The organism is Modestobacter sp. VKM Ac-2979, from assembly GCF_026967995.1.
Taxonomy (GTDB): Bacteria; Actinomycetota; Actinomycetes; order Mycobacteriales; family Geodermatophilaceae; genus Modestobacter.
The window spans coordinates 366,519-382,232 of the sequence record NZ_JAPVBO010000006.1; the positions used below are offsets into that span (position 1 = coordinate 366,519).

12 protein-coding genes and 1 tRNA gene are annotated in these 15,714 nt (G+C 72.9%); 9 read left to right on the forward strand and 4 right to left on the reverse strand.

Features of this window, described 5'->3' with window-relative positions:
- Positions 1-43: 43 nt before the first annotated feature.
- Genes O2W15_RS18995 through mnhG form a run of 6 tightly spaced genes read left to right on the forward strand, consistent with a single transcriptional unit; the run spans position 44 to position 6,635 of the window.
- Positions 44-2,932, forward strand: coding sequence for a Na+/H+ antiporter subunit A (locus tag O2W15_RS18995; protein ID WP_269180519.1), 2,889 nt, complete (start codon positions 44-46; stop codon positions 2,930-2,932).
- Positions 2,929-3,471 carry a Na(+)/H(+) antiporter subunit C gene (locus O2W15_RS19000; RefSeq protein ID WP_269180520.1) on the forward strand — a complete coding sequence of 181 codons (543 nt, stop codon included), beginning with the start codon at positions 2,929-2,931 and terminating at the stop codon, positions 3,469-3,471. Before O2W15_RS18995 ends, O2W15_RS19000 begins: the two co-directional genes overlap by 4 nt.
- On the forward strand, positions 3,468-5,219 hold the full coding sequence (locus tag O2W15_RS19005; RefSeq protein ID WP_269180521.1) for a Na+/H+ antiporter subunit D: 1,752 nt from the start codon (positions 3,468-3,470) through the stop codon (positions 5,217-5,219). The genes O2W15_RS19000 and O2W15_RS19005 overlap by 4 nt, the downstream gene beginning before the upstream one ends.
- Complete coding sequence (locus tag O2W15_RS19010) at positions 5,216-5,809, forward strand: Na+/H+ antiporter subunit E (protein WP_269161311.1); 594 nt, start codon at positions 5,216-5,218, stop codon at positions 5,807-5,809. The genes O2W15_RS19005 and O2W15_RS19010 overlap by 4 nt, the downstream gene beginning before the upstream one ends.
- Entirely contained in the window at positions 5,806-6,147 is a 342-nt protein-coding gene (locus O2W15_RS19015; RefSeq protein ID WP_269161312.1) for a monovalent cation/H+ antiporter complex subunit F, read from the forward strand. Before O2W15_RS19010 ends, O2W15_RS19015 begins: the two co-directional genes overlap by 4 nt.
- Positions 6,144-6,635: a monovalent cation/H(+) antiporter subunit G gene (gene mnhG, locus O2W15_RS19020; RefSeq protein ID WP_269161313.1), complete on the forward strand. Its 492-nt coding sequence runs from the start codon at positions 6,144-6,146 to the stop codon at positions 6,633-6,635. The genes O2W15_RS19015 and mnhG overlap by 4 nt, the downstream gene beginning before the upstream one ends.
- 44 nt (positions 6,636-6,679) lie before the next feature.
- On the opposite strand, the gene leuA is transcribed toward mnhG, so the two are convergent.
- Complete coding sequence (gene leuA / locus O2W15_RS19025) at positions 6,680-8,413, reverse strand: 2-isopropylmalate synthase (protein ID WP_269161314.1); 1,734 nt, start codon at positions 8,411-8,413, stop codon at positions 6,680-6,682.
- Between the two features lie 157 nt (positions 8,414-8,570).
- Positions 8,571-9,311, reverse strand: coding sequence for a helix-turn-helix domain-containing protein (locus O2W15_RS19030; RefSeq protein WP_269180522.1), 741 nt, complete (start codon positions 9,309-9,311; stop codon positions 8,571-8,573).
- A 322-nt stretch (positions 9,312-9,633) separates the two neighbouring features.
- Between O2W15_RS19030 and O2W15_RS19035 the strand changes: the two genes are divergently transcribed.
- Together O2W15_RS19035 and O2W15_RS19040 are read left to right on the forward strand one after the other, a co-directional pair.
- The gene (locus tag O2W15_RS19035; protein WP_269161316.1) at positions 9,634-10,899 is read left to right on the forward strand and encodes an aspartate kinase; all 1,266 of its coding nucleotides are present in this window, start codon (positions 9,634-9,636) and stop codon (positions 10,897-10,899) included.
- The gene (locus O2W15_RS19040; RefSeq protein WP_269180523.1) at positions 10,896-11,954 is read left to right on the forward strand and encodes an aspartate-semialdehyde dehydrogenase; all 1,059 of its coding nucleotides are present in this window, start codon (positions 10,896-10,898) and stop codon (positions 11,952-11,954) included. Before O2W15_RS19035 ends, O2W15_RS19040 begins: the two co-directional genes overlap by 4 nt.
- 246 nt (positions 11,955-12,200) lie before the next feature.
- On the opposite strand, the gene O2W15_RS19045 is transcribed toward O2W15_RS19040, so the two are convergent.
- Positions 12,201-14,006: a S9 family peptidase gene (locus tag O2W15_RS19045; protein WP_269180524.1), complete on the reverse strand. Its 1,806-nt coding sequence runs from the start codon at positions 14,004-14,006 to the stop codon at positions 12,201-12,203.
- A gap of 168 nt (positions 14,007-14,174) precedes the next feature.
- Here O2W15_RS19045 and O2W15_RS19050 point away from each other — a divergent pair, with 168 nt between their 5' ends.
- Complete coding sequence (locus tag O2W15_RS19050; RefSeq protein WP_269161319.1) at positions 14,175-15,449, forward strand: MFS transporter; 1,275 nt, start codon at positions 14,175-14,177, stop codon at positions 15,447-15,449.
- A gap of 105 nt (positions 15,450-15,554) precedes the next feature.
- On the opposite strand, the gene O2W15_RS19055 is transcribed toward O2W15_RS19050, so the two are convergent.
- Positions 15,555-15,631 (reverse strand) — tRNA-Pro (locus O2W15_RS19055).
- Positions 15,632-15,714 lie beyond the last annotated feature (83 nt).

A 15,714-nucleotide genomic window follows, 5' to 3' on the forward strand; every position in this document is an offset into this window, starting at 1 on the left:
GCGCCGCCGCACGTCCGCCTGAGAAGCGACCGGAAGGGACCCGTTGGGCCTGCTGCTCCTGCTCCACCTCGTCGCCGGGATCGCAGCTCCGCTGCTGGTCCGCTGGTGGGGCAGGCAGGCCTTCCTCGCACTCGCCCTGGTGCCGGCGACCGCCTTCGGGTGGGCGATGACCCGGCTGGGCACCGTCGTCGGTGGGGGAGAGGTCCGCGAGACGCTCTCCTGGATCCCGGCGCTGGACCTGCAGATCGCCCTGCGGCTGGACGCGCTGGCGCTGACCTTCGCTGCGCTGGTCACCGGGGTCGGTGCGCTGGTGCTGGTGTACTGCGCGCGCTACTTCGAGCCCGACGACGAGGGGGTCGGCCGGTTCGCGGGCGTCATGACCGCCTTCGCCGGGTCGATGCTCGGGCTGGTGCTGGCCGACGACGTGCTGGTGCTCTACGTCTTCTGGGAGCTCACCACCGTCTTCTCGTTCCTGCTGATCGGCGGCTCGGGGGCCAAGCTGGCCGGACGGCGGGCGGCCAGCCAGGCGCTGCTGCTCACCACCGCGGGCGGCCTGGCGATGCTCGTCGGGCTGCTGATGATCTCCGCGGCCAGCGGCAGCCGGCTGCTGTCGGAGATCGTCGCCGACCCGGGCAGCGGCCCGGTGCTGGTGGCCGGCACGATGCTCGTGCTGGCCGGTGCGGTGACCAAGTCCGCGATGGTGCCCTTCCACTTCTGGCTCCCGGCGGCGATGGAGGCCCCGACCCCGGTCAGCGCCTACCTGCACGCCGCGGCGATGGTGAAGGCGGGCATCTACCTGGTTGCCCGGCTGGCTCCCGGCTTCGCCGACGTCCCCGGCTGGCGGCCTGTCGTGCTGGGGCTCGGCGTGGCCACCATGCTGATCGGCGGCTGGCGCTCGCTGCGGCAGAACGACCTCAAGCTCCTGCTGGCCTTCAGCACGGTCAGCCAGCTGGGCTTCCTGATCACCATGGTCGGCGCCGGCAGCCAGGAGCTGGCCGCAGCCGGGCTGGCGATGACCATCGCGCACGCGCTCAGCAAGTCGACGCTGTTCCTCTCCGTCGGGGTCATCGACCACGCCACCGGGGTGCGTGACCTGCGGTTGCTGTCCGGCCTCGGCCGGCGCCTGCCCGTCCTCGCCGTCATCAGCACGCTGGCCGCCGCGAGCCTGGTCGGGCTGCCCCCGTTCCTCGGGTTCGTGGGCAAGGAGGCGGCGTTCACCGCGCTGTGGGACGGCGGCCTGCCCGACCGGCTCACCGCCGTCGTCGTCCTGGTCGGTCTGGTGCTGGGGTCGGTGTTCACCGCCGCCTACTGCGCCCGGTACCTGTGGGGCGCGTTTGCCCGGAAGCCGGGTCTGCCGGACTCCGCCCCGGAGGAGCTGGAGCACCACCCCGGGCCGCTGTTCCTCGCCGCGCCGGCCGTGCTCGCGCTCGCCGGCCTCGTCGCCGGTCCGGCCAGCCCGCTGCTGGACCACCTGGTGGTCGTGTACGCCGAGACGCTGCCGTTGATCGCCCCGGAGGCCGAGCACCTCGCGCTGTGGCACGGCCTGCAGCCGGCCCTCGCGCTGTCGGCGGTCACCCTGCTCGGTGGCGCCGCGCTGTTCGCCCTCCGGTCACCGTTCCACCGGCTGCAGCGCCGGTTGGCCGTGGGCGCCTCCGCCGACGAGGGCTACTGGAACGTCCTGCAGGCCCTGGACAAGATCGCCGTCCTGGTGACCGGGACGACGCAGCGCGGCTCGCTGCCGGCCTACCTGGGCACCATCCTCGTCGTCGTCCTGGCGCTGCCGGGCTCGATCCTGCTCTTCCAGGCGCCCTGGCCGCAGGAGTGGCGCGCCTGGGACACGCCCCTGCAGGCGCTGGTCGGTGCCGTGGTGGTGATCGCCGCAGCCGTCGCGGTGCCGATCCGGCAGCGGCTGTCCGCGGTGCTGGTGGTGGGCGTGACCGGCTACGGCCTGGCCCTGCTCTTCGTCCTGCACGGTGCCCCGGACCTGGCGCTGACCCAGTTCCTGGTCGAGACGCTGAGCCTGGTGGTCTTCGTGCTCGTGCTCCGCCGGCTCCCCGAGGACATCAGCGAGCGACACCGCCCCGCCGAGCGCACCGGCCGGGCCCTGCTGGCGGTCTGTGTCGGTGTGCTGATGGCCGGTGTCGGCGCCGCGGCCCTGAGCGCGCGCACGGCAACCCCGGTCTCCACCGACATCCCGGAGCTCGCGCTGGAGGAGGGACACGGGCAGAACGTCGTCAACGTCATCTTGGTCGACATCCGCGCCTGGGACACCCTCGGCGAGCTCTCGGTGCTGGTCGTGGCGGCCACCGGCGTGGCCAGCCTGGTCTTCCTCCGCAGCCGGACCGGCTCGGTCGACCGGCCGGGGGACGAGCACACGGCCGGCGACGACCCGACCGCGGCCCGGCGGGCGCCGAAGAGCCGATGGCTCGCGGCGTCCTCCACCCTCGCGCCCCAGCGGCGTTCGGTGGTGCTCGAGGTGGCCACCCGTTTCCTGTTCCACCCGATCGTGGTGTTCTCGCTCTTCCTGCTGTTCTCCGGGCACAACCAGCCCGGCGGCGGGTTCGCCGGAGGGCTGGTGGCCGGGCTGGCCCTGGTGCTCCGCTACCTGGCCGGTGGGCGCTACGAGCTCGGCGAGGCGGCCCGGGTGTCGCCGGGCCTGCTGCTCGGCGGCGGTCTGCTGGTGGCCGGCGGCACCGGGCTGGCCGGTCTGCTGCTGGGTGACGCGGTGCTGGAGTCCGCCTACCTGGAGACCGACGTGGCGGTGCTCGGCCACGTGAGCCTGCCCACCGCGCTGTTCTTCGACATCGGCGTCTACCTCATCGTCGTCGGCCTGGTCCTGGACGTGCTGCGCAGCCTGGGCGCCGAGCAGGACCGGCAGGAGGACGAGCAGGACCCGATCGAGACCGCTCCTGAGGAGGTGATCGCCCGATGACCCCCACCATCGTGCTCCCGGTCGTGATCGGTGGCCTCTACGCGGCAGGCGTCTACCTGTTGCTGGACCGCAGCCTCACCCGGGTGATCCTGGGCTTCATCCTGCTCGGCAACGCGACGAACCTGCTGTTGCTGTCCGCCAGCGGCCCGGCCGGGCTGTCGCCGATCTTCGGCTACGCCGAGGCCGAGGAGATGAGCGATCCGCTGCCGCAGGCCCTGGTGCTCACCGCGATCGTGATCACCTTCGGCGTCACCGCGTTCCTGCTGGCGATGGTGCACCGGTCCTGGCGGCTGGTCCGGCAGGAGGTCATCGAGATCGACGAGGAGGACCGGCGGGTCGCTGCCCGGCAGAGCACGGACGCCGACGACGTGGACCCCGACGACATCGACCCCGGTCGGCTCGCTCCGCAGGACCGTCCGGCCGGGAAGGGCAACGCCCTGCACTCCGACGTCGACGTCGAGGAGCAGCTGGCGCACCGCTACGGCGAGTTCGCCTCCGACGACGTCACGCTCCCACCGACCCGGCGGGGCGAGCAGTGATCGGCGCCCTCGCGCCGTTGCCGGTGCTGCTGCCGTTGCTCGGGGCCGCCGCAGCACTGCTGGTCGGTCGCCACCCGCGGGTGCAGCGGACGCTCAGCATGGCGGTGCTGGCCGGGGTGGTCGGGGTGTCGGTCGCCCTGCTGCTCATCGCCGACGCCGAGGGGGCGGCTGCGGTCGCCGTGGGCGACTGGCCGGTCCCGGTGGCGATCATGCTCGTGGTCGACCGGCTCTCCGCGCTGATGCTGGTGGTGGCCAGCACGGTGGGGCTGGGCGTCCTCGTGTTCGCCGTGGGCCAGGGCACGGCCGACGGCGACGAGGAGACGCCGCTGTCGATCTTCCACCCGACGTTCCTGGTCCTGATGGCCGGTGTGAGCTACGCCTTCCTGGCCGGGGACCTGTTCAACCTCTACGTCGGTTTCGAGGTCCTGCTGACCTCCAGCTACGTGCTCCTCACCCTGGGCGGCTCGGCGCCGCGGATCCGGGCCGGCATCACCTACGTCGTGGTGAGCCTGCTCAGCTCCTTGCTCTTCCTCGCCTCGATCGCCCTGGTCTACGCGGCGACCGGCACGGTCAACCTGGCCCAGCTGGCCATCCGGCTCCCGGAGCTGCCCGACGGGACCCAGCTGATGCTGCAGGCGATGCTGCTGATCGCCTTCGGCATCAAGGCGGCGGTGTTCCCGCTGTCGGCGTGGTTGCCCGACAGCTACCCGACCGCCCCGGCCCCGGTGACCGCCGTGTTCGCCGGTCTGCTCACCAAGGTCGGCGTCTACGCGATCATCCGCACCCAGACGCTGCTGTTCCCCGGCGGTGCGCTCGACGACGTGCTCATGTGGGCCGCCCTGGCCACCATGCTGGTCGGCATCCTCGGCGCGGTCGCCCAGAGCGACATCCGGCGCATCCTGTCCTTCACCCTGGTCAGCCACATCGGCTACATGGTCTTCGGGATCGCGCTGGCGACCACGGCCGGCCTCGCCGGCGCGATCTTCTACGTCGTCCACCACATCGCCATCCAGACGACCCTCTTCCTGGTCGCCGGGCTCATCGAGCGGCGGGGTGGCTCGACGTCGACGGCGCGCCTCGGCGGGCTCGCCACCGCGTCGCCCGTGCTGGCGGTGCTCTTCTTCGTGCCGGCGATGAACCTGGCCGGCATCCCGCCGTTCTCCGGCTTCATCGGCAAGGTGGGCCTGCTGGACGCCGGGATCGCCGTCGGTGGCTGGCAGGTGTACGTGCTGGTGGGCGGCGCGGTGGTGACCAGCCTGCTCACCCTGCTGGCCATGTCGCGGGTCTGGACCCGGTCGTTCTGGCGGCCGCCGACCCAGGCTGCGTCCGCCGACACGGCAGCCGCCGCGGCGCACGACGCCGGACCGGACGACGGCGACGACGACCCGGCAGGGGGCGACGAGCCGGCTGAGGAACCCCTGCCCGAGGGCCTGGCCGGCGGGGCGACCTCGACCATCACGGCCCGCCGGACCGGACGCCGGGGAGCCTGGCAGCGGCACGTCGCGGTGGCGACGGCGGCGCCATCCGGGGGCGAGGGACAGCCGAGTGGCGGTGCGGACGGCTCCCGGCCGTCGACGCGTCCGTTGCCGGCGGTGATGATGGCGGCCACCACCACGATGGTGCTGCTGACCGTCGGCCTCACGGTGATCGCCGGGCCGTTGTACGGGATGACCACACGGTCCGCCGGTGACCTGCGGGAGCGGACGCCCTACATCGAGGCCGTCTACGGCGCGGAGGTGGGCCGGTGACCGTCGTCGACTCGCCCGTCCGCCGGTTGCGGCTCCGGCTGCCGCTGATCGTCTGGCTGGTGCTGATCTGGAACCTGCTGTGGGGCACCTGGTCCTGGGCGAACCTCATCACCGGGCTGCTGGTCGCCCTGACGGTGACCGTGGTCCTCCCGCTGCCCGCGGTCACCGGTGGCGGCCGGCTCCACCCGGTGGCGGCGCTGTACTTCCTCGGGTACTTCCTGGTGAACCTCATCGTCTCCAGTGCGCAGGTCGCCTGGCAGACGCTGCGGCCCAGCGGGATCCGGCAGAGCGCCGTGCTCCTGGTGCAGCTGCGCACCGACTCGGACCTGCTGCTCAGCATCATCGCCCAGACCCTCACGCTGGTGCCCGGCTCGATGGTGATGGACCTGGACCGACGGCGGATGACCCTGGGAGTGCACGTGCTGGACGTCGGCGACGAGGCCGACGTCGAACGCCAGCGCGCGGACGTGCTGGCGACCGAGCGGCGGGTGGTGCACGCCTTCGGGTCCGCGGAGGACATCGCCCGGCTGGACCAGGAACCACCCCGCGGGGACCCCGCTGCCCCTGCCACCGCGGAGCCCACCCGATGACCCCGGTGGTGGTCCTGATCTACGGGATGCTCGGGCTGGGCGCGGTGCTGGCGATGGTCCGACTGGCGCTGGGGCCCTCCCTGCTGGACCGGGTGGTGGCCACGGACACCATCCTGGTCATCGTCACGGCCGGCCTCGCCGTGCACGCGACCGTGAACCGGGACCCCACCGTCGTCCCGGTGCTGGTGGTCGTCGCCCTGCTGGTCTTCGTCGGTGCCATCTCCGTCGCCCGCTACGTCGGCGGCATGCTGCTGCGCACCGGCGCGGACGTCGAGGACCTGGGGGTCTCACCGGCGGCCGAGCAAGTCCAGGGCCCCGAGGGGACGGAGAGATCGTGAACGACATCGAGTCGGTGGCCGACTGGATCGCCCTGGCCTGCCTGCTGACGGGGGCGTTCCTCTGTCTCACCGCCGGTGTCGGGCTGTTGCGCTTCCCCGACGTCCTGTCCCGGATGCACGCCGGCACCAAGCCCCAGGTCATGGGGGTGCTGCTGATCATGGTCGGCGGCGCGATCCGGCTCTCCGGCTGGTCGGCTACCTGGATGCTGCTGCTGGTCGCGGTGTTCCAGCTGATCACCGCGCCGGTCAACGCGCACATGGTCAGCCGGATCGCCTACCGGCGTGGGCACGTCGGGCGGGAGAGCCTGTTCGTCGACGAGCTGGGCGTCGCCGCCCGCGGCGCGGAGGTGACCGCGGGCGAGGAGGGCCGACGCGGCGACCAACCGGCGGACGCACCGATCGGCGACGAGACGGAACCGCAGGTCGACGAGGACGACGGAGCCGGCGACCAGGCTGCGGACGAGCCGGCCCGAGGACCGCGCGGCTGAGCCGTCCGGGTGCGGCGTCCTGCCACACCCGGACGGCGACGGTCCTACCGCTGGGCCCGGTTCACCGCGGAGACGACCGCCCGCAGTGACGCGGTGACGATGTTGGCGTCGATCCCGACGCCCCACAGCACCCGCTCGCCGACGGCGCACTCGACGTAGGCGGCCGCCCGTGCGTCGCCGCCGGAGGAGAGCGCGTGCTCGGCGTAGTCGAGCACCCGGACGTCGACGTCCATGCTGGCCAGCGCGTCGACGAACGCGGCGATCGGGCCGTTGCCGCGGCCCTGGACCGTGGTGGGCACGCCGGAGTCGACGAGCTGGGCGGTGAGCTCGTCGGGGCCGGCGCCGGAGGCGGTGTGCTCGTGCCCGCTGAGGGCGAACCGGCCCCAGGGGGCGTCGGCGTCGGGCAGGTACTCGCTGGAGAAGGCGGTCCACATCTGCTCGGCGGTCACCTCGCCGCCCTCGTCCTCAGTGTGCCGCTGGACGACGGCGCTGAACTCGATCTGCAGCCGGCGCGGCAGGTCCAGCTGGTTCTCGGTCTTCATGATGTAGGCGACGCCGCCCTTGCCGGACTGGCTGTTCACCCGGATCACGGCCTCGTAGCTGCGGCCGACGTCCTTGGGGTCGATCGGCAGGTAGGGGACCGCCCACGGGATCTCGTCGACGCTCGTGCCGGCCGCCTCGGCGTCGGCCTTCATGACGGCGAACCCCTTGTTGATCGCGTCCTGGTGCGAGCCGGAGAACGCGGTGTAGACCAGGTCGCCGCCGTAGGGGTGCCGCTCGTGCACGCCCAGCTGGTTGCAGAACTCGACGGTGCGCCGGATCTCGTCGATGTCGGAGAAGTCGATCTGCGGGTCGATGCCCTGGCTGAACAGGTTCAAGCCCAGGGTCACCAGGTCGACGTTCCCGGTGCGCTCGCCGTTGCCGAACAGGCAGCCCTCGATCCGGTCTGCGCCGGCGCGGTGGCCCAGCTCGGCGGCGGCCACCGCGGTGCCCCGGTCGTTGTGCGGGTGCAGGCTCAGCACGACGGAGTCGCGGCGGCCCAGGTTGCGGTGCATCCACTCGATCTGGTCGGCGTAGACGGTGGGCTCGGCCATCTCCACGGTCGCCGGCAGGTTCAGGATGGTCGGCCGGTCGGGGGTCGGCTCCCAGACGTCGGTGACGGCGTTGCAGACCTCGACGGCGAAGTCGAGCTCGGTGCCGGTGAAGGACTCGGGGGAGTACTGGAACCGGATCTCGGTGTCCCCGGCCTGCTCGGCCAGCTTGCGCACCAGCTGGGCGCCGTGGACGGCGATGTCGGTGATGCCCGCACGGTCCTGGCCGAACACGACCCGGCGCTGCAGCGTGGAGGTCGAGTTGTAGAGGTGCACGATCGCCTGCTTGGCGCCGCGCAGGGACTCGAAGGTCCGCTCGATCAGCTCGTCCCGGGCCTGGGTGAGCACCTGGACGGTGACGTCGTCGGGGACCAGGTCCTCCTCGACCAGCTCACGGATGAAGTCGAAGTCGGTCTGGCTGGCCGCCGGGAAGCCGACCTCGATCTCCTTGTAGCCCATCCGCACCAGCAGCTCGAACATCCGCCGCTTGCGCTCGGGGGTCATCGGGTCGATCAGCGCCTGGTTGCCGTCCCGCAGGTCGACCGCGCACCAGCGGGGGGCGGCCGTCGTGGTCGTCTCCGGCCACGTGCGGTCGGGCAGCGGGACGGGAGCGAAGGGCGCGTACTTGCCGATCGGCATCGGCGAGGGGCGCTGGGGGTTGCGGGCGTGCGGGTGGTTCTCGTTCACGGGGGGCTCCTCTGGCGGGCTGCGGACAGCTCCGGGATGCGGTCAGCTGGCGCCCGGGGACGCGCGATCACCGCGGCGAGGGAGCCGACCTAGGAGAGGGCCTCGCCGCGGCTGATAAGAAGGAGGCTGCCGCGCACGGGGCAACCGTAGCAGCGGGTCAGCCGACGTCGCAGCCGCAGGCGCAGGCCGGTGCGTGCCCGAGGTCGGCGTTGGACCCCTCGGCGTACTCGCAGCCGGGCGGGCAGGTGCAGCCGGTGCCCCAGTCGGGGCCGCCGAGACCGCCGGCCGCGAGCCACGCTCGCCAGGCGGCCTCCCGCTGTTCCCGCTGGCGGAGGAGTGCCGCCCACCCCCGCGCGGCGGCCCGCTCCGCCAGGGAGTCGCCGGGGCGGGGCACGTGGTGGTCGTCCGGAGTGCCCAGCTGCCGGCGCCAGGAGTCCCGGCTGCGGCGGTCCCGGTCGAAGGTGACCTCCGGCTGGGTGCGGGTGTGCCGGTGCGGGCCGGACCACCAGTCCTCGTCCCCGTGCCGGGTGTCCAGGTGCGCGGGGAAGCGCCGTCCGGCCCGGTCCCGGACGGCGGAAGCGGACATCGGTGCAACCTCCTGCCCCTGGGCGTCCAGCAGGACCAGGCGCAGCCCGGCCAGTGACACGAGGCGGGCGAACTCGCCCACGCGCAGATCGCCACGTCCGGTCTCCGCGCGCCCCAGGCGGCCCCGGGAGACGTCGCCCGCCTCGGCCAGCTCACGCTGCGACATGTCAACCAGCCGGCGCAGCCGCCGCAGCGTCCCCGCCACGTCGACCCCCGGAGCCACCGGCACGGTCTCGGTCTCGGGCTGGGGCTGGGGCTCGGGCTCGGGCTCGGACTCGGACTCGGACCCGGACCCGGGCTGGGGCGCGGACACGCTGCCGAGCGTGTCGGCTCAACCGCCCGGTGACGCCACCCCGGGCGCGAGCTGTGGACGGCGCCCACCGTGTGGTCGGGGGGAGGCACGTCGCGGGCAGTTGTGCTCTGGCTGCACTGCTGCGCCAGAGCGCAACTCGCCCGGACTCCTGTCGCACGGGGGGAGCGGCTCGCGGAGGACCTGCGGCGCGAACGTGCGGAGGAGCCCCGTCTTCCGGTGGGCGGCCGCAGTCTGCGCAGAGCTTGCGGGCGCGGTGGGCGAGAGGGAGGCGGCGCGCCGTGCGGACGTCGGGCCGGCCACGCCGCGCCGGTAGCCTGGGCCCGTGGCCTTGGTGGTACAGAAGTACGGCGGTTCCTCCGTCGCGAATGCCGAGCGCGTCAAGCGTGTGGCCGAGCGCATCGTCGAGGCGAAGAAGAACGGCGACGACGTGGTCGTCGTCGTCTCCGCCATGGGCGACACGACCGACGAGCTGCTCGACCAGGCGAGCCAGATCACCGCGAACCCACCGGGTCGCGAGCTGGACATGCTGCTGACCGCCGGTGAGCGCATCTCCATGGCGCTGCTGGCCATCGCCATCTCGACCCACGGGTACGAGGCGCGGTCGTTCACCGGCTCCCAGGCCGGGGTGATCACCACCTCCAGCCACGGCAAGGCGCGGATCATCGACGTCACGCCGGGCCGGCTGCGGGACGCGCTGGACGACGGGTCGATCGTCATCGTCGCCGGCTTCCAGGGCGTCAGCCAGGACACCAAGGACGTCACCACCCTCGGTCGCGGCGGCTCGGACACCACCGCCGTGGCCGTCGCCGCCGCGCTGCGCGCCGACGTCTGCGAGATCTACACCGACGTCGACGGCGTCTTCACCGCCGACCCGCGGATCGTGCCGAACGCCAAGCGGCTGGAGACCATCACCTATGAGGAGATGCTCGAGCTGGCCGCCTCCGGGGCGAAGGTGCTCATGCTCCGCTGCGTCGAGTACGCCCGCCGGTACGGCATCCCGGTGCACGTCCGCAGCTCCTACTCACAGCTCCCCGGCACGATCGTGGCCGGCTCGATGGAGGACCTCACCGTGGAACAGGCGATCATCACCGGCGTCGCGCACGACCGGAGCGAGGGCAAGATCACCGTCTCCGGGGTGCCCGACCGCCCGGGCGAGGCAGCGCAGATCTTCCGCGTGCTGGCCGACGCCGAGGTCAACATCGACATGATCGTGCAGAACGTCTCCAGCGAGGCGAAGCTGACCGACATCTCCTTCACCCTGCCGGTCAGCGACGGCCCCACCGCCATCGCCGCCCTCGAGCGGGTCAAGCACACGGTCGGCTACACCGACATCAGCTTCGACCAGCACATCGGCAAGGTGTCCCTGGTGGGCGCGGGCATGCGCTCGCACCCGGGCGTCTCGGCCAAGTTCTTCGGCGCGCTCGCCGACGCCGGGGTGAACCTCGAGCTGATCAGCACCTCCGAGATCCGGATCTCGGTGGTCTGCCGGGACGCCGACGTCGACCTCGCCGTCCGCGCGGTGCACGACGCCTTCGACCTCGGCTCCGACGCGGCCGAGGCAGTGGTCTACGGAGGGACCGGACGATGAGCACCTTCTCCACCGACGGCCTGCGGGTCGGCATCGTCGGCGCCACCGGCCAGGTGGGCGGCGTGATGCGCGAGCTCCTGGCCGCACGCCGCTTCCCGCTCAGCGAAATGCGGTTCTTCGCCTCGGCCCGGTCGGCCGGCAGCACGCTGCCCTGGGGCGACGGCGAGATCACCGTCGAGGACGCCGCGACCGCCGACCCGACCGGCCTGGACATCGCGATCTTCTCCGCCGGTGCGACGACCTCCCGGGCGCAGGCGCCCCGCTTCGCCGCCGCCGGCGTCACGGTCATCGACAACAGCTCCGCCTGGCGGCGCGACCCCGACGTCCCGCTCATCGTCAGCGAGGTCAACCCGCACGCGCTGAACGAGATCCGCAAGGGGATCATCGCCAACCCGAACTGCACCACCATGGCCGCGATGCCGGTGCTGCGCCCGCTGCACGACGAGGCCGGCCTGGTCCGGCTCATCGCGAGCACCTACCAGGCGGTCTCCGGCAGCGGCGTCGCCGGCGTCGAGGAGCTGCACGGGCAGGCGAAGGCGGTCGTGGACAAGGCCGACGCCCTCGCCCACGACGGCTCCGCGGTCACCTTCCCCGAGCCGGTGAAGTACGTGGCGCCGATCGCGTTCAACGTGCTGCCGCTGGCCGGGTCGATCGTCGACGACGGCAGCTTCGAGACCGACGAGGAGCAGAAGCTCCGCAACGAGAGCCGCAAGATCCTCGGCATCCCCGACCTGCGGGTGTCCGGCACGTGCGTCCGGGTGCCGGTCTTCACCGGGCACTCGCTGTCACTGAACGTCGAGTTCGCCCAGCCGCTGTCGGTGGCCCGGGCGACCGAGCTGCTGTCGGGTGCGCCGGGCGTCCAGCTGGTCGACGTCCCGACCCCGCTGCAGGCGGCGGGCAACGACCCGAGCTACGTGGGCCGGATCCGGCAGGACCCCGGCGTCGACGACGGCCGCGGGCTGGCGCTGTTCATCAGCAACGACAACCTGCGCAAGGGCGCGGCGCTCAACACCGTGCAGATCGCGGAGTTGATTGCATCGTCACGCTCCGCGTGACACCGCGGCCAGGAGCCGTGCCCGGGCTGCTCTGAGCCGTTTCGCCGTCCTCCGTCGGGCAGCCTCCGGCCGCCGCGACCGAGGACGGCTGCGGCACGCGGTGCTCGCCCGGCGGGAGCCTCCGGCCCCGCGCCGGGCAAGCACCAGCAGCTGGCGCTGCGGTGCCGCCGAACCGCACTCGTAGGTGGTCGCTCCTACGGCTCGACCGTTCCTGCCGCTCGACCGTTCCTGCCGTCTCGTCCGCTGTCAGGGCTTCACGTGGCGGAGGGCGAAGCTGAGGGCGACCTCGACCTGGCGGATGGTCTCCTCGATCACCAGGGAGCCGTGGCCGGCGTCGAAGCGGTAGACCTCGTGGTCCTTGCCGCGCTCGGTCAGTGCAGCCAGGTAGTTGTCGATCTGGCGGATGGGGCAGCGCGGGTCGTTGGCGCCGGCGACCACGAGCACCGGGGCGGCCACCGCGTCGACGTAGGTGATCGGCGAGGAGCGCACGTACACGTCGCGCACCTCCTCCGGTGAGCCGCCGAACAGCGCGCGGTCGTAGGCGCGCAGGCCCTCCATCTCGTCCTCGTAGGCAGCCAGGTAGTCAGCGACCGGCACCTCGGCGATCCCGGCCGACCAGCGCTCGGGCTGGGTGCCCAGGCCCAGCAGGGTGAGGAAGCCGCCCCACGAGCCGCCCGAGAGGATCGTCCTGGTCGGGTCGACCACGCCCTCGGCGACCAGGGCGTCGTAGACGGCGCCGACGTCCTCCAGCTCCGTCAGCCCCGGTCGCCCGGTGAGCGCGTCGCGCCACTCGCTGCCGTAGCCGGTCGAACCCCGGTAGTTCACGTGCACGACGGCGTACCCGGCGTCGACGTAGGCCGCCCGGCGCGCGCGGTAGGAGTCGTCGTCCTGCGACTCGGGGCCGCCGTGCACCAGGAAGGCGGTGGCGAACGGTCCCTCGCCGGCGGGCCGGACCAGCAGCGCGTGCACGTCGCCGCCCGGGCCGGGCACCCAGCGGTCCTCCACGGGGTAGGCGGCCGGCGGTGCCTCACCCGGCGCGGCGAGCACGACCGGGCCGTCGGCCCGGCGGATGACCGGCGGCAGCTCGGCCGACGACCAGGCCAGCTCCACGGTGCCGTCCGGGCGGGCGGTCGCGCCCCGGACCACGCCACGGGGGGTGTCCAGCTGCTCCAGCGACCCGGAGGCCAGGTCGTAGCGGTACAGCTCGCTGCGGGCGGCGTGGTCGTGCCCGACCAGCAGGGCGGAGCCGTCCGGGTACCAGCCGGCGGTGACGTCACCGGGCAGGTCGAGCACCAGCTCGGTCTCGGTGCCGGCGGCGACGTCCCAGATCAGCAGCTCCTCGCGGCCACGGCGCTCGTGGCCCACCAGCAGCCGCTGGTCGCCGGGGGAGGGGGAGAAGCTCAGCGCGTGCAGGCCGCGGCCCTCGCCGTCCCACTTGTCGGCGACCAGGGAGAGGTCGGCGGTGCGCAGCACGCGCAGCGCCGGGTACCGCGGGTCGCCGTGCTCGGAGTGCGAGAAGACCAGCAGCGAGTCGTCACGGGAGAGCGCGTCCACCCCTGCGGTGTCCGGCGAGGAGTAGAACACCGACGGCGTGCCGCCGGCGGGGGCGATCCACAGCTCGCTGCCGTCGTCGGTGGAGCGACCCACCGCGGTGACCGTGTGCCCGAGTTCCAGGCCGGCGGGGTAGGCCGGGCCCACCTCCGGCAGGGCGACGACGTCCGGTCCGCCGGTGAAGGGCTGGGTCATCCAGATGCCGAACTCGTCGCCGTCGGTGTCGGCGAACCACCAGATCGTCTCGCCGTCGGGGGTCAGCGTCGCGGCCAGGGTGCCGTTGGCCCGGTCGGTGATCTGTCGGTGGGTGTCCGTGTCGCGGTCCCAGGCGTACTGCTCGACGACACCACTGACGTCGGAGGCGTACAGGCTGCGCTGCGGCGCGTCCTCGGCCCAGTCGGGCAGGCTGACCCGCGGGGCACGGAAGCGGGCCTGCCAGCGCGCGGTGACCTCCTCGGGGAGGGCGGGTGCGGGTGGGCTCTGCGGAGGCTCGGCGGTCACCGGGTCATCTTCCTCCTGTCGGTGTCCGGCTCTCTCCGGCGCGTCCCGGGCCCGCGCGGCGGCCACCCGCGCCGGGCTTGACGGACGGCGTGACGAGCCTCACGCTACCGCACAGCGGACGCTCGTCCGCACAACGGACGCGTCATCGTCGACGACCCAGGAGCGCTCATGTCCCACTCGACCCTCCCGCCGGTGCCCGATGCCGGTGCGCCGGCGGCCGCCAGGACGGGCGGCCCCGCGACGACCGTGGCGGTGGCGGTCGGCTTCGCGGCCCTCTGCCTCTCCTACATGCTCAACGCGATGGACCGGCAGGTCTTCTACCCGCTGCTGCCGCAGATCCGTGAGGAGTACGGGTTCTCCCTCGACCAGACCGGCCTCCTGGCCACGGGCTTCACGCTGGGCATCGCGCTCACCGGCGTCCCGGCGGGCTACCTGCTGGATCGGCTGTCGCGGAAGCTGATCGTCGTCGTCAGCGTGGTCGTCTACTCCCTCGGCACGCTCGCCATCCCGCTGGCCACCGGCTTCGGCGACATGGCCGTCTACCGGCTGATCTCCGGCGTGGGGGAGGGCGTGCAGGCCACCGCCATCTACGCCATCGTGGGCGCCTACTTCTTCCACCGGCGGGCCGTCGCCGCCGGGTTCATCGGCGTCGCCTTCGGCCTGGGCGTGTTCCTCGGACCGATCCTCGGCCAGCAGCTCGCCCTCGCCGTGGACAGCTGGCGGGCGCCGTTCGTCGTCTTCGGCGTCGCCGGCCTGGTCATGGCGGTCGTCCTGCTGTTCACCGTGCCAAAGGCGATGAGCGAGGCGCTGGCCGGACGGGCCGGGACTGCTGACACCGCCGACTACACGCACGTGCCGGCGAGCCCGTACAACCGCGGCACCCTGGGCATGGGGCTCGCCTCGGCGATCTCCGGCCTGGTCTTCTACGGCTTCCTCGGCCTCTACCCGACCTTCCTGCGGGAGGAGCTCGGGCTGGCCCCCGCGCAGGCGGCGTGGGCGGCCTCGCTGGTCGGCTTCGGCGCCATGATGGCGCTGCCGGTCGGCTGGCTGGCCGACCGCTACGACCAGCGGATGCTGCTCGCCATCGGCTTCGTGGGCTCCTCGCTCACCGGTCTGGCGGTCTACCGCTTCGCCGAGGGTGCGTCCGCGCAGTACGTGCTGGCGTTCCTGATGGGCGCCTTCGCCAGCGGCGTGCTCTTCACCAACTGCACGACGGGCATGCAGCGTGCGGTGCGCCCGGAGCACGTTGGCCGGGGCGCCGGGCTGTTCATGTTCACGTACTACGTGGCGGCGGCGTTCTCCGGCCTGCTGTTCGCCCGGCTCGTCGCCGCCTTCGACTGGTCCGGGGCCGGCCTGGTGCAGGTCACCCTGCTGCCGATCGTCGGTCTGGCCGCACTGGCCCTGGTCGACGTCCGCCGGATGGTGGTCCCGCCGCGCCGCTGACCGGCCCGGCGCGAGGGTCGGCGTCGGTGGGGGTGTCTCCCGCCGGCGCCGACACCGAGGCCCGAACGCACTCAGGGACCGCCGGATCGGCGGTCCCTGAGTGGCTGGTCGGGGTGACAGGATTTGAACCTGCGGCCTCGTCGTCCCGAACGACGCGCGCTACCAAGCTGCGCCACACCCCGTGGTGCGTCGACAACTGTAACCGACGCACTCGTCGGCGCTGCGACCCCCTGTGGCCCTGTTCCACAGCGGGGGCAGGCGAGGG